Consider the following 22,149-nt stretch of genomic DNA (forward strand, 5'->3'; position numbering starts at 1 on the left):
GCGCTGTGACAACGCTCATCCACCAGAAGATCGCTGACGAGCTCGGCGTGGCCGCGGGGCAGGTGAGCTCCGCGGTCGACCTGCTCGACGGCGGATCGACCGTCCCGTTCGTCGCCCGATACCGCAAAGAGGCGACCGGCGGTCTCGACGACGCGCAGCTGCGCACGCTCGAGGAGCGGCTCGGCTACCTGCGCGAGCTGGAGGAGCGCCGCGCGGCGGTTCTCACCTCGATTCGCGAACAGGGCAAGCTCGACGAGGCACTCGAAGCGCAGATCCTCGCCGCCGACTCCAAGGCGCGGCTCGAGGACATCTACCTCCCGTACAAGCCGAAGCGCCGCACGAAGGCCCAGATCGCGCGGGAGGCCGGTCTCGAACCGCTGGCCGACGCGCTGCTGGGTGACCCAGGGCTGAACCCGCAGGAAGAAGCCGCGAAGTTCGTCGACCCGGCGAAGGAGGTCGCGGACGCGGCGGCCGCCCTGCAGGGCGCGCGGGCCATCCTGGTCGAGCGGTTCGGCGAGGACGGCGACCTCATCGGTGAGCTGCGCGAACAGATGTGGACGCGCGGCAGGGTCGTCTCCAAGGTCCGCGAGGGCAAGGAGACCGACGGCGCCAAGTTCTCCGACTACTTCGAGTTCGACGAGCCGTTCTCCAAGCTGCCGTCGCACCGCATCCTGGCGCTGTTCCGCGGCGAGAAGGAGGAGGTCCTCGACCTCGTCCTGGAGCCGGAGGAGCCGCGCGAGGACGGTCCGTCGACGTTCGAGGTGCGCATCGCCTCCCGGTTCGGCATCGACGACCGCGGCCGCCCCGGCGACAAGTGGCTCACCGACACCGTGCGCTGGGCGTGGCGGACCCGGATCCTCGTGCACCTGGGCATCGACCTGCGCGGACGCCTGCGTCAGTTCGCCGAGGACGAGGCCGTGAAGGTGTTCGCGTCGAACCTGCGCGACCTGCTGCTGGCCGCCCCGGCCGGCACGCGCGCCACGATGGGGCTCGACCCCGGCTACCGCACCGGCGTGAAGGTCGCGGTCGTCGACGCCACCGGCAAGGTCGTCGCGCACGGCGTCATCCAGCCGCACGTGCCCGCGAACCGCTGGGACGAGTCGATCGCCAAGCTCGCGGTGTGGGCCAAGCAGCACAACGTCGACCTGATCGCGATCGGCAACGGCACGGCGTCGCGCGAGACGGACAAGCTGGCCGCCGACCTGATCAAGCGCCACCCGGAGCTCGGGCTCACCAAGATCGTGGTGTCCGAGGCGGGTGCGTCGGTCTACTCGGCGTCGGCCTACGCGTCCGCGGAACTGCCGGGGCTCGACGTGTCGATCCGCGGCGCGGTGTCCATCGCGCGCCGGCTGCAGGACCCGCTGGCCGAGCTGGTGAAGATCGACCCGAAGTCCATCGGCGTCGGCCAGTACCAGCACGACCTGGCCGAGGCGAAGCTGTCGCGGTCGCTCGACGCGGTGGTCGAGGACTGCGTGAACGCGGTCGGCGTCGACCTCAACACGGCCTCCGTGCCGCTGCTGAGCCGCGTCTCCGGCATCACCGCCGGTCTCGCGGAGAACATCGTGCTGCACCGCGACACCAACGGTCCGTTCAAGTCGCGCAAGGCGTTGAAGGACGTGGCGCGGCTCGGCCCGAAGGCGTTCGAGCAGTGCGCGGGCTTCCTCAAGATCCGCGGTGGCGACGAGCCGCTGGACGCCTCGTCCGTGCACCCAGAGGCCTACCCGGTCGTGCGGAAGATGCAGCAGGAGGCGGGTGCCGAGCTGATCGGCAACACCGCGGTGCTCACGAAGCTGCGCCCGGAGAAGTTCGTCGACGAGCAGTTCGGTCTGCCCACCGTCACGGACATCCTGAAGGAACTCGAGAAGCCGGGACGCGACCCGCGCCCGGCGTTCAAGACGGCGACCTTCGCGGACGGCGTCGAGAAGATCGCCGACCTCAAGCCCGGCATGGTGCTGGAGGGCGTCGTGACGAACGTGGCCGCGTTCGGCGCGTTCGTGGACATCGGCGTCCACCAGGACGGTCTCGTGCACATCTCCGCCCTGTCCAACACCTACGTGAAGGACCCGCGCGACGTCGTGAAGTCCGGTGACGTGGTGCGGGTGAAGGTGCTGGAGGTCGACGAGGCCCGCAAGCGGATCGGCCTGACGCTGCGCCTGACCGACGAACCGGGCAAGCCCGCCCCGAAGCAGCAGGGCGGGGGTGGCGGCCGGGACCGTCGGCCTCAGCAGCGTGGAGGGCAGCCTCAGCGCGGCGGCCAGAACCGCTCCGCGCCGCCGGCGGCCAGCGGGTCGATGGCGGACGCGCTCCGCAAGGCCGGCTTCGGCAAGTAGGCGAAAGGGCGTCTGCAAGTACCGCCAACTCGCAGTTGGTAGTACTTGCAGACGCCCCAACAGCAGGCGCTACTTGGCGCGCGTGCCCTTCGCCTTCACCAGCTCGGACTCGAACAGCTCCTCGACGGTCGTCAGACCGCCGGGCGCCGACCGGTCGACCTTGGTGACGTAGGACTGCGTGGCGGATGGCCGTCCCACCAGCGAGTAGTGCAGCGCCGAGGTCAGCCCCTTGGTGTCCAGGCCGTTGGTCTCGTGGAACGCCTTCAGCACACCGTCCCGGCTGAGGTCGCCGTGCTGGCAGGCCTTCTCCACGACCGCGAGGAACACCATCGCGACCGTGTAGCCGTGGTCGACGTAGATCGCGGGCTTGTCGTTCGGGTAGTTCTTGTTGAACGCCGCCGCCACCTCACGCGGACCCGCCTGAGTGCCGCTGAAGGGCGCCACGGAGGTCACGACGGACACCTGCTTCTCCACGGCGGCGCCCACGGGCGAGTCGAGGATCGCGGTGTCGAAGCCGACGACGTTGACCATGAACGGCACGTCCCACTTCAGCGCCGCGGCCACACCCACCGCGGCGGCGGTCTGGGCGGGCGTGGTGCTCAGCACGACGGCCTTCGCGTTCTGCGCCTTCAGCGAGGCGATCTGCTGGGTCAGGTCGGCCGTGGTCTCACCGATGGGCTGCTCGGCGACCTTCATGTTCCACTGCGTTCCGACGAACCGGCTGCCCTCCACGGCGTTGTCGCCGTAGCTGCCCTGGACGTAGACGTGGCCGATGGTGTCGCCCTCTTTGATGACACCCCGTCGCTTGTAGTGATCAAGCCCGTTGATGACGTCGAGGTCGTAGGTCGTACCCACGATCATCATGTGCGGGTTGCCGAGCAGCGACGCGGCCCACGACGCGGGCGCCGTCAGCGTGCGCGTCTGCATGATGTCCGGCTCGATGGCCGCGGTCATCGGCGTGCCCGCCAGTTCCAGCAGGCCCAGGACCTGCGGTTCCAGGTCGAAGTAGGCGTCGAGCGCCTTCTGCACGTCGTACGCGTGGTCCTTCTGCTTGAGCTCGACCCGCCGACCGCAGATGCCCCCGCGGTCGTTGACCTGCTTCAAGTACAGCTCGTAGCCCTTCATGCGGGTCAGCGCGGAGGCTTTGAACGGACCTGTCATGTCCGTGAGGATGCCGAGCGAGATCGTGTCGTCGGTAACGCCCGGCCCGGTCTTGACCTGGACTTTCTTGTCGTCCTTCGCGCCACACCCCGCGACGAGCACGGTGAGCGCCAAAGCGATGGGCAGTACACGGCGGCGGAGGGCCATTCAGCAGTCCTTGTCCCAATGATCTCGGCATACTAAGCGGTAGCTCAGTATTCTTTTCGTTGTCACATAATGCCTCTCTATGTGGTACGGAACACAGATACGTAAGGTTCATGTGACTACCGCTCGACTACGGAGTGTGCTAGCTCTTCGGTGCCGAACGAAATGAGATACGGCGTGATCGCTCACATTCCGGGTATACGGACGGCATGGCTGACGTGATCACCCTTCTGCGGAAGCGGCACGAGACCATCCGCGCGCTGTTCGCCGAGGTGGAGGTTCCGGAAACGTCGGCACCGCCCTGCGCCGCCACCTCGATTTCGAGGACGTCGGTGTGGACGTTCGCGCGCTGTCGTCGTTGTCCGACGCCATCCGCGGTGCCGACGTGGTGATCTACCTGGCGTGGGCGATCAAACCGACGTGGCGCGCGCGATCGTGGAGATAGTGCGCCGCAGGGCGTTGGGCGCCTTCAACCTCGCCGCCGAACCGGTGCTGACCGCGCCGATGATCGCCGGACGCGTCGGTGCCGGCCGGATCGCGGTGCCGTACCCGCTGGCCGAGAAGCTGGCGGGGGCGACGGCGCGGCTCGGGTTGCAGCCGTTGACGCCGGAGTGGGTCCGGATGGCCGACCAGGCGCCCCTCGTGCGCACCACCCGCGCGCACGATGATCTGGAATGGTGGCCCGAACACGACGCGCGTGATGTGCTGCGCGAGGTCGTCACAGCAATGGGGAGGCGTGCGTGAACGAGGTCGACGCGGTCGTCATCGGCTCCGGACCGAACGGCCTGGTCGCCGCGTCGCTGCTGGCGGACGCGGGCTGGGACGTGCTGGTGCTCGAGCAGCGCGCCACACCCGGCGGCGCCGTCGCGTCGGCCGAGATCACCGCTCCCGGTTTCACCAACGACGTCTACAGCGCGTTCTACCCCCTCGGACTCGGCTCGCCCGTTCTCGGCGCGTTGAACCTCGACGTGCAGTGGCAACACGCACCTGCCGTGCTGGCCCACGTGCTGCCGGACGACCGCGTGGCGTTGCTGTCGCGTGACGTTGAAGTGACGGCGAAGTCGGTCGGCACGTTCGCACACGCTGACGCCGACCGTTGGCAGGCCGAGTACGCACGCTGGCGCACAGTGCGTGACGCCGTGCTGGAGTCACTGCTGCGTCCCTTCCCACCGGTCCGTGGCGGCCTTTCGCTGTTGCGGTCGGCCGGAGTCGGTGACGCTCTCCGTCTCGCACGGATGTTGACGCTGCCGGTGCGTCGTCTGGGCGAGGAACTCTTCGAGGGCGAAGGCGCCCGTGTGTTGTTGGCGGGCAACACGATGCACACGGACCTCGGCCCTGACCAGGCCGGCGGCGCGGGCTTCGGCTGGCTGCTGGCCATGCTCGGGCAGGAGATCGGCAACCCGGTGCCCCGCGGCGGCGCGGGCGAGCTGAGCGCTTCGCTGGTGCGACGGTTCGGCGGACGCATCGAGACAAACGCGCGTGTGACCTCAGTGCTGCACGCACGCGGTGTGGCCGTTGGCGTGCGTCTGGCAGACGGCTCCGTGGTGCGCGCACGCCGCGCCGTCCTGGCCGACATCCCGGCGCCGAACCTGTACCTGGACCTGATCGGCGGTGACGCCCTGCCGGCCAAGCTCGCCGACGACCTGAAGCGGTTCCAGTGGGACGGCGACACGATCAAGGTGGACTGGGCGCTGTCCGGCCCGATCCCCTGGACCAACGCGGATGCCGCGCAGGCGGGCACCGTCCACCTCGGCGGCGACGTCAACGGCATGGCCACCACGGCCCACGAACTCGCGTGCGGCAAAGTCCCGCGCAACCCGTTCATGCTCATCGGCCAGATGACGACGTCCGACCCGTCACGCTCCCCCGCCGGAACCGAGGCCGCCTGGGCGTACACCCACGTGCCGCCCAAGGGCGGCTGGACCCCGGACCGCCTGAAGCGCCGCGCCGACCGCCTCGAGCTGGTGATCGAGGAACGCGCCCCCGGTTTCCGCTCCCGCATCCTCGAGCGATCGGTGCTCGGCCCGGACGAGATCGGCTCGGTCAACGGCGGCACCGCGGCCATCCACCAGCAACTGGTCTTCCGGCCCGTGCCGGGTCTCTCCCGCGCGGACACCCCGTTCGACCGCCTCTACCTGGCCGGCTCCTCGGCCTGGCCGGGCGGCGGCGTGCACGGCGCGGCCGGAGCGAACGCGGCTCGCGCGGCTCTCACGCGCTGGGGTGCGGCGGGCGAGTTGTACAAGACGCTGATCCAGGGCGCGCACAAAGCGATCTACTGACGGGCGAGCTTGCGGGTCCGTGAGGCCCGCAGGTAGCCCATCACCAGCGCTTCCAGGTCCGGATGCGTTGCCTGCCAACCAGAAGGCGCCGACCCGCCCCGCACCAGCGCGGTCGTCTGGCGCGCCGTGTGCGAGGAGTCGACGACGACGCCGTCGGTCTCGAGATCCGCGGGCCCGACCACGATCTGGTGATCGGCCAGGATTTCGTCGATGTCCCCGGACACCTGCACCCGTCCCTCGTCGAGCAGCAGCAGGTGGTCGCAGACGTCGCCGAGGTCGGTGAGCAGATGCGACGACAACAGAACCGTTGTGCCGCGTTCGGCGACGTCGGTCATGACGATCCGCAAGGTCTCGTCGCGCGCCAACGGATCGAGGTCGGACAACGGTTCGTCCAGCAGCAACACCTTGGGCAGCCGGCCCAGGGCCAACGCGATGGCGACCTGCGTGCGCGCGCCGGCGGACAACGTGCGCACCTGTGCGTCTTTGTCCACACCGGCCAGCAGGTCGAGGATCTCGTCGGCGCGCTCGGACGACCAGCGGTCGTTCATCGCCGCGCCCGCCCGCATCATCTCGCGCACGGTGAACTGGTCGTACAACGGACGCCGCTGGGTCAGCAGGGAAACATCGGGATGCATCCGTCCACGCACCACCGTGCCGTGCACGCTCACCGAACCGTGAGAAGGCCGAGCCAGACCGGCGATCAGCGACAGCAACGTGCTCTTGCCCGCGCCGTTCGGTCCCACCAGGCCCGTCACGCTGCCCTCCGGCAACGTGAACGTGCAGTCGTCGAGCGCCCTGACCCGGCCGAAGTGCTTCGCCACGCTCTCCGCGTGCACCGGACTGACGTTCATCGTGCTCCAAAATCCACAGTGGACACCAGGACCTCTAGAAGTGCGTGCCCCGCACGTCGGTGTAGATCGCGTCGACCTCGTCGCCGGACAGACCCTCGTCCACCGCGCGGCCCATCCACTGCTCCAGGTCCTGCCGCAGCGGCGCGTCGGGCCGCGCGGAGTCGGTGGCGAGCGAGGCCGTGACGAACGTGCCCATGCCCCGGCGGCCCTCGACGAGGCCCTCGTGTTCGAGCTCGCGGTAGGCCTTCAGCACGGTGTTGGGGTTGACCCTGGTGGCCTCCACCACCTCCCGTGCGGTCGGCAGCTTGTCGCCGGGTCCGAGCAGCCCCATCCGCATGGCCTGCTTGACCTGTGCGGCGATCTGGAGATAGGTGGACACCCCGGAGTGCCGATCGATGCGAAACTCGATCACGCCGCTCAGCATAGGTGTCCACCGGTCCCGCGATCGCCTTCCGTCACACCTGCCTGCGCACGGCCCACACCGAGCCGAGCACGAACAGCACCGCCGCGCCGGCGAAGATCGACGCCTCCAGCAGGTGCACCGTGGTCGCCTGGTCGACCGGGAGGACGTCCCGGAACGACCGCGCGAGGCCGTTCTGCTGCCAGCAGGCGGTCCTGTCCTCGACCGAGACCTCGATTCGCGCGTTGGGCACGCACTTCGCCTGTGCCACGCCCGGGTTGGCCACGACGGCTCCCCCGGCGTCCAGGAAACCCGTGTTCAACACGACCTGACCAGGTCCCATCGAGGCGTAGGGATCCGTCAGCTCGTCCGACAGCACGCGGACCGGGTCGATCATGTCCTCCCGCCGCATGCCGAGGAAGCCGCGCGCCACGACGAAGACGCCGAGCGTCAACGTGATCGCCACGAGCGTCCGCTTGAACAGCGCGCCGATGAACACGCCCAGCGTGTACGCGAAGAGCGTGTACGCGATCGGCGACACTCCCTGAGCATCGAAGGTGGTGAAGTAGTAAGGCCCTCCCACCAACGGCCCGAGCTGGCCCGCCGCGTTGACCCAGCTGCGCACCACTAGCTGAAGCACCACCACGAAGAGCACCGCGGGGAACGCGGCGACGACGAACTTCGTCGCCATCCAGCGCGTCCGGCTGACGGACTGGGTGAACGCCAGCACGTGCGTGCCCTGCTCGAACTCACGCGCGAACAGCGGCGCGCCGATGAACACGCCGATCATGGCGGGTGCCACGACCACCGCGATCTGCGCGATGTGGATCAGGTCGTACCAGCTGTTCCGGAAGTCGCGGGTGGCCGAACCACGACACGATTCCAGGCTCCGCTCCACGCACTCCACGATGTTGCGGGCCTTCAGATCGGCGAGCATTCCCGCCCGCAGCAACAGGATGGTCGCCACCGCCACGACCAGCCCGGCCGCGAGCGTGATGAGCACCGGACGTTGCTGACGCCACACGATCCAGATCATGCCGCCACCTCCTCGCGCATGTGGGCGAGCGCGAGCGCGCTGAGACTCGACTGCGCGTGCTCCCGCAACAGCCGGCCGACGTCACCGGCGAGCCGCACCCGTCCGGACGTCAGCAGCACCAGGTGGTCGCACACACCCTCCAGCTCGGCCAGCACGTGCGACGACAGCAGCACCGTGATGCCCTGTGTCCGGCACTCCTCGACCAGCGTCCGCAGCACGTTCTCGCGCGCCAGCGGGTCGAGGTCGGCGAGCGGCTCGTCGAGCATCAGCAGGCGCGGCCGCTTGCCCAGCGCCAGCGCGAGCGCGACCCGCGTGCGCTGACCGCCCGAGAGCGTCCCCACCTTGGCTTCGAACGGCACCTGCGCCTTCTGCACGAGCTCCTCGGCGTAGGCCTGGTCCCAGCCCGGATTGGCGCTGCGGCCGTACCGCAGCGTCTCGGCGACCGTGAACTGCGGGTACAGCGGCTTGGCCTGCGTCAGGAACGCCACCGAGCCGTGCATCCCGCGCCCGTTCGGCTCGTCACCGAACACGGTGATCCGGCCCGTCGTCGGGCGGAGCAGTCCGGTGATCATGCCCATCAGCGTGCTCTTGCCTGCACCGTTCGGCCCGACGAGCGCCACGATCCGGGCCGCCGGGATCTCCAGCGTGCAGTCCCGCAACGCCCAGCCCCGCGAGTACTTCTTCCCCAGGCCTTCCGCCACGACCGGCGGATGCTCCCTCTGTCCCATGGGAGCGACCGTATCACCCTTTCACTAGTTACCTAGTGAAAGGGTGTTCAGGTGCGGCCTCGAGCCAGCGCATCGAGGCGTTGCAGCGTTTCCTTGTTACGTGGAATAAGCAGCAGATCCTGCACAAACTCCGGCAGGATCGTCGACGGGCCGCGCACGACGCGCTCGGCCATGTGCACGTGCGTGATCGACTCCGACCGTGCGCGCAGGGTGAACGTGATCCGTGCGGCCCCGACCGGCCACAGCCGTGCGTCCAGCTCCAGCAGCTGGCCCGGTTCGCAACGCACGACCTCAGTGGTGTCCTGGATGACCAACGGCCACGGGCCCACGCTGTGGTGGATGCGCGTGCCGCACTTGGGCCAGCCCGTGTCCACGTCGCGGATGTGCGACGCGCCCACCACCCAACCCGCGTAGGACCAGCCGTCGGCGAGCACCGTCCACACGGCGTCCATGGGCGCTTCGACGTTCAGGGAGACCTCAGCCACGCACTGGAGGTACCCCCGGCGTCAGGAGGCAATCCGGCGCGTGCGGCGACTTTCGGCCTTGCGCTGCAGGTGGTCGGCGCTGAGCTCCAGCTCGTAGGACCGCAACGCCTGGTAGCGCGGCGAGATCCGGAGGGCGAACGTGCCGCTGAGCCGCTCGATCGCCGACGCCGCGCGATCGAGCCGCCTGCGGGCGGCGTCCAGGCCACCGGCCCTCAACATGCGCAGGCAGTTCTCGGCCTCGCAGTTGTACGAGCGGAGCATCAGCGCCGACCAGTCGTCGACGAGCCGGCGCCCCGTGGCGTCCGACCCGTTGTAGGTGACCTGCCCGCCACCTTCGACCGCGGCTCCGTTCTTGATCAGGGTCTTCATCTCGTCGTGGATCAGGTCGAGCTGGGCCTGGTGGTCCACGGACTCGTCGGTGCGGAAGACACCGGCCCGCTGGAAGGTCAACTCCTCCTTCAACGGCTGGAGCTCCGCCCGCGCGCTCTTGATGCGGTGCCGCAGCGCGGTCAGCTCGGCGCCGGCGCGGTCGACCTCCTCCAGCGCGTACGTCTGCGCCGTCCGGGCGTCACCGATTCGAGCGAGCAGCTCCTGCAGGCCCTCCACGGCCCGCTCCAGCTCAGCGATCCGGCGGTTCTTGCGCCCCAGCATGCTTACCTCCCCGAACACCGACGAAAGGCCCATGACCGTTCCATCGCACGGAGGTATCCGCCGTTATCTCCAGCGCTATGCACTCACTCCATCGAGTGATCCCACGAACCGAACGAACCCTTCGGGGTCCTCGCTCGTGGCGGACTGCTGCAAGATCACGCTGGTAGCGCCCGCCCCGGCCACCGACGCGACCAGGTCGGTGACGAACGCGCGGTCCCGCGAGTCCGTCTCGACGTAGACGATCACGGGGTGCTCGCGGGAGGCGCTGATGGTCCGGACCCGGTCGAGATCGGCAGAGGCGTCGAGGATCGTGCCGTCGCCGACCTCACCCGCGAGGTCCAGCGTCTTCATGCCGAGCCCGCCCACGTAGATCGGCATGGGCTTGGCCGGTGGCCAGTCGAGGGCGACGCCGGTCAGTTTCACGTACCGGCCGTCGCGCGTGACCCGTTCGCCCGCCAGCAGTGCCTTCAGGGCGTCGGTGTACTCGCGGAGCAGGGTCAGCGGCGACGACACCCGCGCGCCGACCTGGCCCATCCAGTCCTGCACGCCGTGCCCGACGCCGATCGACACGCGTCCGGGGAACAACCGGTCCAGCGTCGCGGCCTCCATCGCGGTCAGCGCGACGTTGCGCAACGGCACCGGCAGCAGTCCGACACCGACCTTCAGCCGCTGCGTCCAGGCCAGCGCCGCGGCGGCACAGGCGATGCCGCTCTCCAGGAAGCAGTCCTCCCACAGCCACAAGGAGTCCACACCGGACTCCTCGGCGGCCAGGACGACGGAACGCAGGTTCTCAGGCGGAAGCTGGGGCCGGTAGACAGCGCCGAGTGTGGTCACCCGTCAACTTCTACCGGCCCCGCGGTCAACTCAGCAACCGCCGCAGTTGTAGTACGTGACGTCCCAGTGGTTCGACTCGAGGTAGTAGATGTTGCCCGAGCCGGACTTCCACTTGTTGCCGCCGATGGACGAGAAGGTGCCCTTGATGTAGTTGGTGACGCAGCTGGACAGCGAGTAGTCCAGCTTGTAGCCGTTCCAGTGCGAGTACGTGCCCGACGCGTGGCCGGTCTCGGTGCCGCCGGTGATGTTCAGCGCACAGCCCGACGCCCGCTTGAACGTCTTGGCACCCGCGATGGAGGTCTGGTTGACCTGGTCGAACGACGTGCAGTTCGGACGGTTGCGGTCGCTGCAACCACCGCTGGACGACCAGGTGATGCCGGCCGCGCGCAGCTGCGCGGTCGCCTGTGCGTGCGTGTACTTGGCCGGGGCCGCCGACGCGACGGACGCGCCCATGATCAGAGCGGCGAACATCGCGATCACGGCTGCGATCGTGCGAACGAACATGCTCTCTCCTTATGCCCGAAGCAAGGAGGGCAGAAGCTAGGAAGGAGCGGTAAAGAGACGCCTAAATCGACCTTTGGCCGATCTTTGGCGCCGTCGTGGACAGTCCCGGTCGTCAACATCGAATCGATCGGAGCAACAACGATGCGCATTCGCCACGCCGTCGCGGCGACCGCACTCTCGCTCGGACTGCTGTCCGGCATCACCGGTATCGCCCAGGCGGCGCCGGAGGGTCCTGCCGAGCAGGAGACCTCCATCTCGCAGGTCCAGGCGGCGGCCGGGTACGGCGGTTCGATCAGCCGTACCGAGGTCATCAGCCGGGCGAAGAACTGGTGGGACCGCAAGGTTCCGTACAGCCAGACCGCCTACGCGTGGGACGTCAACCACGGCAAGCAGTACCGCACTGACTGCTCCGGTTTCGTGTCCATGGCCTGGAAGCTGACGTCCAGCCGCAACACGTCCACTTTGGACGAGGTCGCCACCAGGATCTCGTGGGCGAACCTCAAGCCGGGCGACATGATCCTGCGCAACGGCCACGTGAAGCTGTTCGAGAAGTGGGCCAACACGGCGCACACCTCGGTCTGGATCTACGAAGAGGGCAGCACCGCGACGGACATGGACCACGAGACCGTGACGCTCGCGACGCTGAAGAGCGGCGGCTACCTGCCGTGGAAGTACAACAAGATCACCGGCTGATCATCAGCTGATCGCGAGGCCCCATTGAGCTGGCCACTGGCGCACCTCCCCCACTTCACGGGTGCCCAGTCGCGTGAACAGCCCGGCGGCCTCGTCCCAAAGGCGGTCCGCGCCTGCCAAGTCCCCCAGGCAGGCGTGGACCGCTCCGAGGTCTCTCAGGGTGCGGGCCCGCCACAGCGGCAGGCCGAGGTCGTTCCACGAGGTCAGCACCTCGGTCAGCACGATCCGCGCACCGGCGTGGTCGCCGGCCGCGAGCCGCCACTCGCCCAGCGTGCGGCGGACGAGCGCCTCACCGAACCGATCGCCGACGTCGCGGCAGCCGTTCAGCGCGGTGTGCAGCAGTTCCTCCGCCGGATCGAGCAAACCCTTGCGCAGCAGCACTTTCGCCCACGCCTGGGCGGTGTAGCAGCCGAGCAGTTCGTCCCCGGTGCCCGCGACCATCTCGTACGCGCGCACGATGTGTTCCTCGGCCAGGTCCAGCTCCCCGCGGGCGCGGTGCACCAGCCCGATCCCGCGAGCGGCCAGCGCCTCGCCTCTGCGGCTGTTCGCCTGGCGGTAGACGGATTCCGCGTGCTTGAGGGTGTCGAACGCACCCTGGTCGTCGCCGAGTTCCCGTTTGATGGAACCGATGCTGTAGAGCGCGTGGCCGAGGCCTTCCGGGTCCTGCGACTCCAGCAACTCACGGGCTCTGCCCAGCGCCTCCAGCGCGCACGGGTACTCGCCGAGATCGCGGCACACCATGCCGATGCCGTTCATCGCGACCGCCTCGCCGTGCTTGTCGCCGAGGTTCACGAACAACGTCTGCGCGGTCTCGAACCACGACCGCGCTTCGACCAGGTTGTCGCGCTTGTAGTGCATCTGGCCGAGACTGCACCGCAGAACGGCTTCGAGCCGCACGTTCCCGTTCTGCCACACGGCTTCCAGTGCCGCCGTGTGTGTTCGTTCCCAGGCCTCGTACCGGTTGCGGAGCCCGAACCAGGCGAACACCAGCACTTCGGCGAGCTGGGACGCGACCTCGGCGAGGCCGAGTTCCGCCGCGCGTTCGACGAGCTTGGTCAGCAGCGACTCCTCGCGGGCGAACCAGGCGTCCTTGTCCGCGGGGCGAGCGGCCGTCGTGACCACGCCGAGGGAGTCCTGCATGCGCGGCACGGCGAGGAAGAGCTGTTCGGTCAGCCCGTCCACAGTGGACAGGGCGGCGACCACGGCCCTTCTGACCACGTCTTCGCGTTCCTGTTGCGCGTCTTCGGCTTCGGCGAGTTCACGGGCGTGCAGCCGCACCAGTTCGTGCATCCGGTACCGCGCGCTGCCGATGACGTCGAGCAGGCGGGCGTCGACGAGCTGGTCGAGCACGTCCTCGTCGAGCAGGTGCATCCACAGGAAGCTCGGCACCTCGGGCAGCCCCAGGAACCCGAAGATCCGGTAGGCGGCCCGGACGTTCTCGTCGAGCGCGCGGTAGGTCAGCTCCAGGCTCGACCGCACGGCGAGGTCGTCCGCGACCAGCTCGTCCAGCCTGCTGCGTTCGTCGGAAAGTCTTTTGACCAGCTTGGACACCGGCCAGTGCGAGCGCCCGGCCAGCCGCGCGCCGGTGATCCGCACCGCGAGCGGCAGGTACCCGCACAGCCGCGCCACTTCTCTGGCTTGATCGGGCTCGGTCGCGACCCGGTCGTCGCCGAGGATCCGCTTGAGCAGCGTCACGGCCTCGTCGCTGCTGAGCACGTCCAGCGGGATGCGGCGCACACCTTCCAGCCCGCACAACCGGCTGCGGCTCGTGATCAGCGTCAGGCATCCCGGGCTCCCCGGCAGCAGCGGCCTGACCTGCGACACGCTCGTGACGCCGTCCAGCACGATCACCACGCGCCGCCCGCTGACCGTCGCCCGCCACAGCGCCGCGCGTTCCTCGGCCGACTCCGGGATCCGCTCGCTCGGCACGTCCATCGCCCGCAGCAACGCGTCCAGCGCCCCGGACGGCGAGTGCAGGTCCACGAACAGCTGCCCGTCCGGATACCGGTCCGCCAGCCGATGCGCCGCGTGCACGGCCAGCGCCGACTTGCCCACGCCGGCGGGCCCCTCGATCCACCAGACGCCGCCGTCGCCGTCCAGGAGCCGGCTCAGCTCGCGGTCCCGGCCGGTGAAGTCCCCTGCGTCACGCGGCAGGTAGTTGCGCCGGCTGTCCCGCGCGCCCTCCAGCACGTCGCGGTAGAGCTGCTGGAGCTGCTCGCCCGGCTCGACACCCAGCTCGTCGACGAGCACCTTGCGCGTCTCCCGGAACACCCGCATGGCGTCCGCCCGGCGCCCGGCCCTGGCGAGCGCGGTCATGAGCTGCCCGCGGAGCCGTTCCGCCAGCGGATACTCGGCGACGAACATTCCCAGCTTCTCGATGAGCTCGGCGTGCCGCCCCAGCGCGAGTTCGACGTCGACCAACGCCTCCGCCGCAGCGAGCCGTTGGACGTCGAGCGTCTGTGCGAACACCACGGGCGTGCCACGCCAGAGCTGCAACGCCGCGTTGAGCCCCTCGGCCTTGACCTTGAGGTCGGCCTCGTCGCCGGCCGCCGCGACCAGCTTGCGGAACAGGTGCAGGTCGACGTTCTCGGGTTCGGTGCTGAGCACGTACCCCGCCGCCCGGTGCTCGACCGGCAACCCGGCCCGCCGCAGGCTCGAGATGTGCACCTGCAGCGACTTGCGCGCCTGCGGTGGCGGTTCCTCACCCCAAATGAGATCGATGAGCCGTTCGACGGGCACGATCCGCCCGCATTCGACAGCCAAGACAGCTAGGATCTGCGCGGGCTTCGGCGGCACTGACGGCTCGACCGGCCCCAGAATCCTGACCTCCACTGTGCCCCCACCAGTGTTGAAGATTCACCAAGTTCTGCGCGGCATTGCCAAATTCTGACGCAGCCCGGCCTTATCCGGTTCCACTTCTGGGTGATGACACTCGAATGGACGCAGATCTGGATGCAACCAGACCAGAGTTCACACCGTCCAGCCCACTTTCAGTGGGCATGAATGTGAACCTTTGTTCCGTTTCACAAGCTTGCTTTCAGCCTGCCGAACTCCTCGCCCAACGCGGGCAGCTGCCAGTGCGCGTTCAGCCCGCTCGGATTGGGCAGAACCCACACCCGTACCCCGCCGATGAGGTCCGGCTGGGGCCCGACCTGCGCTTTCTTGCGGCCGAACGCCGTCCGGTACACCGTCACGCCCAGTACCGCGAGAACCTTCGGTGAATACCGCTCGACCTTTTCGGTCAGCTCCAGCCCACCGGCTCGTATTTCGTCAATTGTTAATTCATCGGCCTTGGCACTCGGCCGCGCAACGACGTTCGTGATGCCAAGCCCGAGCCCGAGCAGCTCCTCCTGCTCAGCGGGCACGAACAGCCGAGGCGTGAAACCGGACAAATACAGGGCGGGCCAGAACCGGTTTCCAGGCCGCGCGAAGTGATGCCCGGTCGCCTCCGACACGAGGCCGGGGTTGATGCCGCAGAAGAGCACGTCCAACCCGGGCTTGATCACGTCGGAAATCACTCGCCGAGCCTACGAGACGCCGCCTACCGTGCCCGCCATGGCCGGGCTCCCGATCCTCTTCCTCGACGTCGACGGCCCGCTCCTCCCGTTCGGCGAGGGCGTCGCCGGCACTCCCGGCCTGTCCCGCCTCGACCCGATGCACGGCCCGTGGCTCGCCGCCCTGCCGTGCGAGCTGATGTGGGCCACGACGTGGATGGACGACGCGAACGAACACCTGGCCCCGCTGCTCGGCCTACCGGCCCTGCCGGTCGCGGCCTGGCCGGACGACCCGGCGACCGAGGCCGCGGACGTCCGGCGCGGCCTGCACTGGAAGACCCGCGGCCTGGTCGCGCTGGCCGGCGCCAGGCCGTTCGCCTGGGTGGACGACGAGCTCACCGCGAAGGACCACGCCTGGGTCGCCGAGCACCACCCCCGCGCCCTGCTCCACCGCGTCGACCCGCGGCACGGCCTGACCGACGCCGACTACCTCGCACTGGACGCCTGGCTCCGAACAGCCGTCACTCGCGATTGATCGAGAACCCGAGGATCACGGCCGCCGACACCACCACGTGGCCCGGCGCGAGGTCCTGCGCGGACGCGTCGCCACCGGATCCGTGGCCGCGGTAGCGCTCGTTGCCGACCTTCTCCGGATCGACGTCCTCGATGTGCAGCACGGCCCCCAGCCGCACCGAGGCCGCCTCGGCGTAGAGCTCGGCCTTCCGCCGGGCCGCGGCGACGGCCTGCCGGCGGGCCTCGGCGCGCAGTTCGCCCTTGCCGGTCACGTCGAAGTCCACCGCGTCGATCTGGTTGGCTCCGGCCGCGACCAGGTCCACGAGCAGCGACTGGACGTCGTCGAGGTCGACCGACTCCACGGCGAACGCCGCTTCGCATTCGTAGCCGAGGAACTGGCGCTCCGAGCCGTACGTCCACGAGCTGCGCAGGCCCAGCTGGGAGCGTTCGACCGCCGCGTCGGACACGCCGTGCGACCGCAGCGCCTGCCTGATCGCGGCGACCGCCTCGCTGGCCGCGGCGAACGACTCCGACGGAGTCTGCTCGATCCGGCTCACCTTGAACCGGGCACGGACCAGGTCCGGCATGGCCTTCACGTTGGCCGCGCCGTAGACGGTCACGCCCCAGGGTCTTTCCACCATCTGCGAGTTGAACATGGCGGTGATCAAAGCATCAGAAACGACCGCCCAGCGAGCATTTAAGAAGCAGTTGCCGGGACGCGTGGGCGGGGCGTCCACATCGTGTAGCCGGCACGGCGGGCGTCTTCGGGTGAGTGGAAGAAGGCGTCACCCTTCATGCGCTTGTAGTAAGGCGATTCGGGCGTGTGGAACATCATCGTCCGCGAGTTCGCCTTGATCGCGGGTGCGGCCGGCGCGGGCTCCTCCATGATCGACAGGCGGGTCTCCACCGGGGCGTCGACGGCCCGCGAGCGCATGGTGAGCCAGGTCAGAAGTACACCGGCGAGGAAGGCGCCCGCGCACAGCAGGAACATCTGGAAGAAGAACCCGAACAACGAACAGCTCCTAGTCCGAAGTGAAGTCCTCGTCGACGCGCAGGCCGGGGACCGCGGCGCGCAGGGCGTCGCTCAGCGCGCCCGCGCGGTCCGGGTCGGCTACGCGGGCCGACGCGGTGAGGTGTCCTTTGTGGACCACACCGGTGAAGTCGGTGACGCCCTGGTCGAGCACCGCGCCCAGCAGGCCCGCGGCCGCCGCGGACGAGACGGGCATGCGCTCGCCCGCGTTGGGGGTGATCATGTCGGTGATCCGGTGGGCGGCGGTCAGCGCGCGCACGGCGTCGACGACCTCCTGGCGCTCGGCGGCGGACGCGGCGGTGCCGGCCAGCACGATCTCGGACGACCGCACGGCGAGCACCAGGTGGCCGGGTGCGACGTCCGGAGCGGGGTGGGCCGCGAGACCCGCGGTGGCGAGCAACGCAGGCACGACTAGGGCGCCGACGAAGACACGCTGCAGCAACTGCACGCGCCTGACCTATCTCATCCGGGCGATCCCGTGCCACCACCCGCGGCGAAACACCGAGGTCAACACGCCCGAATTCACTCGTTCGTGGACACCACGACGGGCACGCCGCCGGACACCAGGCGCCAGTCGGAGCCGGTGAAATCCGAGGGGTCCAGCTCGCCGGCGGCCTTGACCCAGTCGATCAGCAGCTCGCGGATCTCCTGGTGCTGGTTGTGCAGCACCGGCGCGGAGGCGATGTGCGGGAAGTCGCCGCCACCGGCCTGCCGGTAGTTGTTCACGGCCACCGCGAACTCGAACGAGTCCGTGACCGGCACGCCGCCGTACGCCAGCCCCACGATCCGCGACCCCACGGGCTGCGAGATGTCGATGTCGTAGGTCAGCGGCGCGGACAACCCGTAGGCGATGTCGAAGTTGTAGTCCGGCACGTCGGCGGACACCTCGGCGGCCGAGAACGGCCCCGGACCGGCGACCGTGAGGAAGTACCGCGCGGACTCCTCCAGGAAGTCGCGCAGCTGCGACCCGGTCATCCGCACGCCCACCAGCGTGTTGTCGAAGATGTAGAGCCCGGCGACGTCCCGGATGGACACTTCCCCGGCCGGGATCGCCGCCGCGCGGTTGAACGGCGCGCACAACGACACCACGGGCAACGACGTGGACTTCGAGACCTCCAACGCCTGCACGTGGTTGATGAACCGCAACGCCGGTGTGTCCTCGAACCGCGAACGGGAGGCCGACATCGCGGACGCACAAGTGCCGATGTGCGCGTTCACGTACGACACGACCTTCTCGTGGTCGTGCCGCAACAGCCGCACGATCCGCGGATCCTCCTCCACCGTGGCGGAAGACAGCACGGACGACCGCGACCCGACCAGCTCCCAGCGACTCGTGTACCGCAGGTCGAACTCCATCAGCGACAACCGCTTGCCCGAGTACAACGGCTCGGTCAGCAGCACCGGCCGCCCGGTCACCTTGTTCGTGACGAACCGCTCGGCGATCTCCAGGTGCGCGTGCCCGACCAGCACGGCGTCGATGCCCGGCACGGTCTCGGCCACGAGTTCGGCGCAGTTCTCCGGGAACGGCACCTGATCGCCCAGCGACGACGAGAGATCCGCACCCGAATGCGCAGCCACGATCACCAGATCGGACTTCGACCGCACCTCCGGAACCCAGTGCAGCGCCTGCTCGACCAGCCCGGGGAACGTCAGCACGCCCTCGACGTGGGCGCGGTCCCACACCGCGATGCCGGGGTTCGTGAGCCCGAGGATCCCGACCCGCAGCGGTGGCCCGTCCGTCCGCCACACCGTCTTGATCACGTACGGCGGAAACGCGGGCAGGCCCGTGAGAGCGTCCAGCGCGTTGGCGGCCAACAGGGGGAAGTCCAGCTGCCGCTCGAACGTCCGCAGCACTTCCAGGCCGTAGTTGAACTCGTGGTTTCCCAGCGCCGCCGCCGTGTACCCGATGGCGTTCATCGCGGCCGCCATCGGATGCACGTGCGAGCGCGTGATCGGCTCGACCCTGGCGTAGTAGTACGCGAGCGGCGTGCCCTGGATGGTGTCGCCGGCGTCGAGCAGCAACGTCCGTTGCCGCCCCACGGCCGTGCGCACCTCGTTGACCAACGTCGAGATCTTCGCGAGCCCGACGTCGTTGTGCGCGAAGTCGTCGAACTCCCGGTCCCGGTAGTAGTCCCAGTTGAAGAGGTTGCCGTGCAGGTCAGTCGTGCCCAACACGGTCAGTGTGAACGTGCGCAGACCGCTCACCTCCGGTTGTGGTCGGGCATGTACCCGACCATAACCACTCACACTTGACCCGTAACTACCTCGTCGGAGGGGCCTGCCGGCCCTGTTGACCGCGCTGACCAGGCTCTACGACGCTCGAAGCGACCGACTTGCCGTCCTCTGTGGTAGCGATCACCGTCACGGTGTCACCCTTCTCGACACCTTCGGCCACCGTGTCGGCGTCGATCACGTAAGTCTTCGTGTAACCGTCGGTCGACTTCACCTCCACGGACGTGTCGCTGATCGAGGTCACCTCACCTGTCTGGAACTCGCCATGAGTGGCGGTCCCCGACCCGATGCCGAAGCCGGGCCCGCCCTGCCGCATGCCGTAGCCGCCCATGCCGCCGGGACCGCCCATGGCCCCGGTCTGCTGGTTCGTGCCGCTGGCCGCGTAGATCGCCACGCCACCGGCCGCCGCGATGCCGACGGCGATGGCCACGGTGGCGACTGTCTTCTTCGCGGTCCACGCCGGGCGCGCCGCGGGCTGCGCTCCGGGCTCGGCTGACGGCTGGGGTGCGGGTGCTGGTGCGCCCCACTCCGGGGGCTGTTGTTCGGTCATGACAGCCACCGTGTCGGCGCTGCCTGTGCCGAACCTGTGCCTGGCGTAGGCCTGAGCTGTGCGACTCGCTCACAGCTGGTACACAGGGTCCGCGTTCACGATGGGAGCCATGCGCGCGATGAAGACCGAACTCCGCAGGCCTGACGGGCAGCCCGTGCGGGTGCTCGTGGTGGACGACGAGTCCACTCTGGCCGAGCTGATGTCGATGGCGCTGCGGATGGAGAAGTGGGACGTCCGCACGGCTCTCGACGGGCAGACGGCGGTGCGGACCGCGCGCGAGTTCCGGCCGGACGTCGTCGTGCTCGACGTGATGCTGCCGGACTTCAACGGTTTCGAGGTGCTGCGCAAGATGCGCGCGGACTTCCCCGCGCTGCCGGTGCTGTTCCTGACGGCGAAGGACGCGGTGGAGGACCGCATCGCCGGGCTGACCGCGGGCGGCGACGACTACGTCACCAAGCCGTTCTCGCTGGAGGAGGTCGTCCTGCGGCTGCGCGCGCTGTTGCGCCGCACCGGCGTGACCGACGCGGACGCGGGCGCCCGCCTGGTCGTCGGCGACCTGTCGCTGAACGAGGAGACCCGCGAGGTCAACCGCGGCGGCGCGGCGATCGACCTGACGGCGACGGAGTTCGAACTGCTGCGCTACCTGATGAGCAACCCGCGGCGGGTGCTGAGCAAGGCGCAGATCCTGGACCGGGTGTGGAGCTACGACTTCGGCGGCCAGGCGAACATCGTCGAGCTCTACATCTCCTATCTCCGCAAGAAGATCGACGCCGGGCGCACCCCGATGATCCACACGATGCGAGGCGCCGGATATGTCCTCAAGCCTGCGACCTAGAACCCTGCGGGCGAAGCTCGTCTCCGGCCAGATCGTCCTGCTCACCGCGCTGTGCCTGGTGATCGGCGGCATCTCGGTGCTCGCGCTGCACGCGTTCCTGATGGACAACCTCGACCGCGAGGTCACGACCCTGCGGCCAGGTCCACCCGGCTCGCCCTACGGCCCTCCCGGCATCAACGCGCAGATCCAGCGCAACGGCAGCATCAGCGGCACGATCGAACTGCCCGGCTCGCAGTCGCCACGACTGCTCACCGACGACGAGATCGCGCTCCTGGCGGCGACGCCGTCGGGCCCGCACACGGTCGATCTGGGTGAGGCGGGCGAGTTCCGCGTGGTCACCGACCGGTTCGGGATCAAGGGCCTGCCGCTCGCGCCCGTCACGGACATCGTGTGGCAGATGGTCTGGATCCTCGCCGGGCTCATCGTAGCGGGAGCGGCGGCGGTCGCCCTGGCGGGCCGAGTGATCGTGCGGCGCGCGCTGGTGCCGCTCGACCGGGTCGCGGAGACCGCCACACGCGTCTCCGAGCTCCCGCTGCACGAGGGCGAGGTCGCGCTCGCCGAACGCGTACCGGAAGAGGACACCGATCCGGCGACCGAGGTCGGCAAGGTCGGCCTCGCGCTGAACAAGCTGCTCGGCCACGTCGGCGAGGCGCTGGAAGCCAGGCACGACAGCGAAACGAGGGTCCGGCAGTTCGTCGCCGACGCCTCGCACGAGCTGCGGACCCCACTCGCGGCGATCCGCGGGTACGCCGAGCTGACCAGACGGACCGGCGCAGAACTGCCGCCCGAGGTCACCCACGCGATGAACCGGGTCGAGTCCGAGTCGCTGCGAATGACCTCGCTGGTCGAGGACCTGCTGCTGCTGGCCCGCCTCGACGCGGGCCGTCCGTTGGAGCGCAAGGACGTCGACCTCTCCCGGCTGGTGCTCGACGTGGTCGGCGACGCCCGGATCGCGGGCCCCGGCCACAACTGGAAACTCACGCTGCCGAGCGACCCCGTGGTCGTTCCCGGTGACGTGCAACGACTGCACCAGGTGCTCGGCAACCTGCTGTCCAACGCCCGCACCCACACCCCGCCGGGCACCACCGTGACCACCGGCCTGTCCGTCCACAACGGACGCGTCGACCTGACCGTCACCGACGACGGACCGGGCATTCCCCAAGGCCTGGAAGTGTTCGAACGGTTCGCGCGCGGCGACAGCTCGCGGTCGCGCGCGGCCGGCAGCACCGGGCTGGGCCTGTCGATCGTGTCCGCCGTCGTCGGCGCGCACAACGGTGACGTGTCCGTGGCCAGCAAGCCGGGCCACACCACGTTCACGGTCTCGCTGAAAACATCACTGGACACAGGTCGTTCACAGCGAGAGCACACGACCGACCCAGGGTAGGCCGCGACTCTCGTC

Annotated in this window: 23 protein-coding genes; 7 read left to right on the top strand and 16 right to left on the bottom strand. The window is 69.1% G+C overall.

Translation table 11 applies throughout. From position 1 onward, the window contains the following. The first annotated feature begins 5 nt into the window (after positions 1–5). A complete protein-coding gene (locus ACWGE0_RS15505) occupies positions 6–2,330 on the top strand; it encodes a Tex family protein (RefSeq protein WP_452261551.1) in 2,325 nt (774 codons plus the stop codon). Between the two features lie 69 nt (positions 2,331–2,399). Here the strand turns inward: ACWGE0_RS15505 and ACWGE0_RS15510 are convergent, their stop codons facing one another. Then, a complete protein-coding gene (locus ACWGE0_RS15510) occupies positions 2,400–3,638 on the bottom strand; it encodes an ABC transporter substrate-binding protein (RefSeq protein WP_452261552.1) in 1,239 nt (412 codons plus the stop codon). Positions 3,639–4,055: 417 nt separating this feature from the next. On the opposite strand from ACWGE0_RS15510, the gene ACWGE0_RS15515 reads away from it, so the two are divergent. Next, the gene (locus ACWGE0_RS15515) at positions 4,056–4,379 is read left to right on the top strand and encodes a hypothetical protein (RefSeq protein WP_452261553.1); all 324 of its coding nucleotides are present in this window, start codon (positions 4,056–4,058) and stop codon (positions 4,377–4,379) included. After that, complete coding sequence (locus ACWGE0_RS15520) at positions 4,376–5,914, top strand: phytoene desaturase family protein (RefSeq protein ID WP_452261554.1); 1,539 nt, start codon at positions 4,376–4,378, stop codon at positions 5,912–5,914. The genes ACWGE0_RS15515 and ACWGE0_RS15520 overlap by 4 nt, the downstream gene beginning before the upstream one ends. Here ACWGE0_RS15520 and ACWGE0_RS15525 read toward each other — a convergent pair. From ACWGE0_RS15525 to ACWGE0_RS15560, 8 genes are all read right to left on the bottom strand, one after another. Further along, positions 5,908–6,765, bottom strand: a complete 858-nt coding sequence (locus tag ACWGE0_RS15525) for an ABC transporter ATP-binding protein (RefSeq protein ID WP_452261555.1) — start codon at positions 6,763–6,765, stop codon at positions 5,908–5,910. The two genes, ACWGE0_RS15520 and ACWGE0_RS15525, sit on opposite strands and share 7 nt — an antisense overlap. Before the next feature lie 34 nt (positions 6,766–6,799). Beyond that, the gene (locus ACWGE0_RS15530) at positions 6,800–7,177 is read right to left on the bottom strand and encodes a GntR family transcriptional regulator (RefSeq protein WP_452261556.1); all 378 of its coding nucleotides are present in this window, start codon (positions 7,175–7,177) and stop codon (positions 6,800–6,802) included. Positions 7,178–7,220: 43 nt separating this feature from the next. Beyond that, positions 7,221–8,201: a hypothetical protein gene (locus tag ACWGE0_RS15535; RefSeq protein ID WP_452261557.1), complete on the bottom strand. Its 981-nt coding sequence runs from the start codon at positions 8,199–8,201 to the stop codon at positions 7,221–7,223. Further along, on the bottom strand, positions 8,198–8,929 hold the full coding sequence (locus ACWGE0_RS15540; protein ID WP_452261558.1) for an ABC transporter ATP-binding protein: 732 nt from the start codon (positions 8,927–8,929) through the stop codon (positions 8,198–8,200). The genes ACWGE0_RS15535 and ACWGE0_RS15540 overlap by 4 nt, the downstream gene beginning before the upstream one ends. Before the next feature lie 47 nt (positions 8,930–8,976). Continuing rightward, positions 8,977–9,414, bottom strand: coding sequence for an SRPBCC family protein (locus tag ACWGE0_RS15545; protein ID WP_452261559.1), 438 nt, complete (start codon positions 9,412–9,414; stop codon positions 8,977–8,979). A gap of 21 nt (positions 9,415–9,435) precedes the next feature. Then, a complete protein-coding gene (locus ACWGE0_RS15550) occupies positions 9,436–10,065 on the bottom strand; it encodes a DUF4041 domain-containing protein (protein WP_452261560.1) in 630 nt (209 codons plus the stop codon). Between the two features lie 75 nt (positions 10,066–10,140). Further along, positions 10,141–10,899, bottom strand: a complete 759-nt coding sequence (locus ACWGE0_RS15555; RefSeq protein ID WP_452261561.1) for an LLM class flavin-dependent oxidoreductase — start codon at positions 10,897–10,899, stop codon at positions 10,141–10,143. 30 nt (positions 10,900–10,929) lie between these two features. After that, positions 10,930–11,403: a hypothetical protein gene (locus ACWGE0_RS15560; RefSeq protein ID WP_452261562.1), complete on the bottom strand. Its 474-nt coding sequence runs from the start codon at positions 11,401–11,403 to the stop codon at positions 10,930–10,932. A gap of 141 nt (positions 11,404–11,544) precedes the next feature. Between ACWGE0_RS15560 and ACWGE0_RS15565 the strand changes: the two genes are divergently transcribed. Then, a complete protein-coding gene (locus tag ACWGE0_RS15565) occupies positions 11,545–12,096 on the top strand; it encodes a hypothetical protein (RefSeq protein WP_452261563.1) in 552 nt (183 codons plus the stop codon). A 3-nt stretch (positions 12,097–12,099) separates the two neighbouring features. Here ACWGE0_RS15565 and ACWGE0_RS15570 read toward each other — a convergent pair whose 3' ends face one another. Then, complete coding sequence (locus ACWGE0_RS15570) at positions 12,100–14,928, bottom strand: BTAD domain-containing putative transcriptional regulator (RefSeq protein ID WP_452261564.1); 2,829 nt, start codon at positions 14,926–14,928, stop codon at positions 12,100–12,102. Between the two features lie 191 nt (positions 14,929–15,119). Next, on the bottom strand, positions 15,120–15,614 hold the full coding sequence (gene mug, locus ACWGE0_RS15575) for a G/U mismatch-specific DNA glycosylase (protein ID WP_452261565.1): 495 nt from the start codon (positions 15,612–15,614) through the stop codon (positions 15,120–15,122). Between the two features lie 37 nt (positions 15,615–15,651). Between mug and ACWGE0_RS15580 the strand changes: the two genes are divergently transcribed. Further along, positions 15,652–16,125 carry an HAD domain-containing protein gene (locus ACWGE0_RS15580; RefSeq protein ID WP_452261566.1) on the top strand — a complete coding sequence of 158 codons (474 nt, stop codon included), beginning with the start codon at positions 15,652–15,654 and terminating at the stop codon, positions 16,123–16,125. Here the strand turns inward: ACWGE0_RS15580 and ACWGE0_RS15585 are convergent. The 5 genes from ACWGE0_RS15585 to ACWGE0_RS15605 all read right to left on the bottom strand — a co-directional run bounded on the left by ACWGE0_RS15585 (position 16,112) and on the right by ACWGE0_RS15605 (position 19,915). After that, a complete protein-coding gene (locus ACWGE0_RS15585) occupies positions 16,112–16,759 on the bottom strand; it encodes an SIMPL domain-containing protein (protein WP_452261567.1) in 648 nt (215 codons plus the stop codon). The two genes, ACWGE0_RS15580 and ACWGE0_RS15585, sit on opposite strands and share 14 nt — an antisense overlap. 41 nt (positions 16,760–16,800) lie before the next feature. After that, on the bottom strand, positions 16,801–17,115 hold the full coding sequence (locus ACWGE0_RS15590) for a sunset domain-containing protein (protein WP_452261568.1): 315 nt from the start codon (positions 17,113–17,115) through the stop codon (positions 16,801–16,803). 10 nt (positions 17,116–17,125) lie between these two features. Continuing rightward, a complete protein-coding gene (locus tag ACWGE0_RS15595; RefSeq protein ID WP_452261569.1) occupies positions 17,126–17,581 on the bottom strand; it encodes a hypothetical protein in 456 nt (151 codons plus the stop codon). A gap of 74 nt (positions 17,582–17,655) precedes the next feature. Beyond that, the gene (locus tag ACWGE0_RS15600) at positions 17,656–19,308 is read right to left on the bottom strand and encodes a bifunctional metallophosphatase/5'-nucleotidase (protein ID WP_452261570.1); all 1,653 of its coding nucleotides are present in this window, start codon (positions 19,306–19,308) and stop codon (positions 17,656–17,658) included. 85 nt (positions 19,309–19,393) lie between these two features. Next, entirely contained in the window at positions 19,394–19,915 is a 522-nt protein-coding gene (locus tag ACWGE0_RS15605; RefSeq protein ID WP_452261571.1) for a hypothetical protein, read from the bottom strand. Positions 19,916–20,024: 109 nt separating this feature from the next. Here ACWGE0_RS15605 and ACWGE0_RS15610 point away from each other — a divergent pair, with 109 nt between their 5' ends. Further along, on the top strand, positions 20,025–20,750 hold the full coding sequence (locus ACWGE0_RS15610; protein ID WP_452261572.1) for a response regulator transcription factor: 726 nt from the start codon (positions 20,025–20,027) through the stop codon (positions 20,748–20,750). Next, on the top strand, positions 20,728–22,134 hold the full coding sequence (locus tag ACWGE0_RS15615; protein WP_452261573.1) for a sensor histidine kinase: 1,407 nt from the start codon (positions 20,728–20,730) through the stop codon (positions 22,132–22,134). The genes ACWGE0_RS15610 and ACWGE0_RS15615 overlap by 23 nt, the downstream gene beginning before the upstream one ends. Positions 22,135–22,149 lie beyond the last annotated feature (15 nt).

The organism is Lentzea sp. NPDC054927 (assembly GCF_053610285.1).

Coding starts and splice junctions, on each gene's coding strand:
- ACWGE0_RS15610 (WP_452261572.1), top strand. CDS start 20,025: ATGCGCGCGATGAAGACCGAACTCCGCAGGCCTGACGGGCAGCCCGTG.
- ACWGE0_RS15615 (WP_452261573.1), top strand. CDS start 20,728: ATGTCCTCAAGCCTGCGACCTAGAACCCTGCGGGCGAAGCTCGTCTCC.
- ACWGE0_RS15565 (WP_452261563.1), top strand. CDS start 11,545: ATGCGCATTCGCCACGCCGTCGCGGCGACCGCACTCTCGCTCGGACTG.
- ACWGE0_RS15580 (WP_452261566.1), top strand. CDS start 15,652: ATGGCCGGGCTCCCGATCCTCTTCCTCGACGTCGACGGCCCGCTCCTC.
- ACWGE0_RS15540 (WP_452261558.1), bottom strand. CDS start 8,929: ATGGGACAGAGGGAGCATCCGCCGGTCGTGGCGGAAGGCCTGGGGAAG.
- ACWGE0_RS15560 (WP_452261562.1), bottom strand. CDS start 11,403: ATGTTCGTTCGCACGATCGCAGCCGTGATCGCGATGTTCGCCGCTCTG.
- ACWGE0_RS15550 (WP_452261560.1), bottom strand. CDS start 10,065: ATGCTGGGGCGCAAGAACCGCCGGATCGCTGAGCTGGAGCGGGCCGTG.
- ACWGE0_RS15535 (WP_452261557.1), bottom strand. CDS start 8,201: ATGATCTGGATCGTGTGGCGTCAGCAACGTCCGGTGCTCATCACGCTC.
- ACWGE0_RS15585 (WP_452261567.1), bottom strand. CDS start 16,759: ATGTTCAACTCGCAGATGGTGGAAAGACCCTGGGGCGTGACCGTCTAC.
- ACWGE0_RS15510 (WP_452261552.1), bottom strand. CDS start 3,638: ATGGCCCTCCGCCGCCGTGTACTGCCCATCGCTTTGGCGCTCACCGTG.
- ACWGE0_RS15605 (WP_452261571.1), bottom strand. CDS start 19,915: ATGACCGAACAACAGCCCCCGGAGTGGGGCGCACCAGCACCCGCACCC.
- ACWGE0_RS15525 (WP_452261555.1), bottom strand. CDS start 6,765: ATGAACGTCAGTCCGGTGCACGCGGAGAGCGTGGCGAAGCACTTCGGC.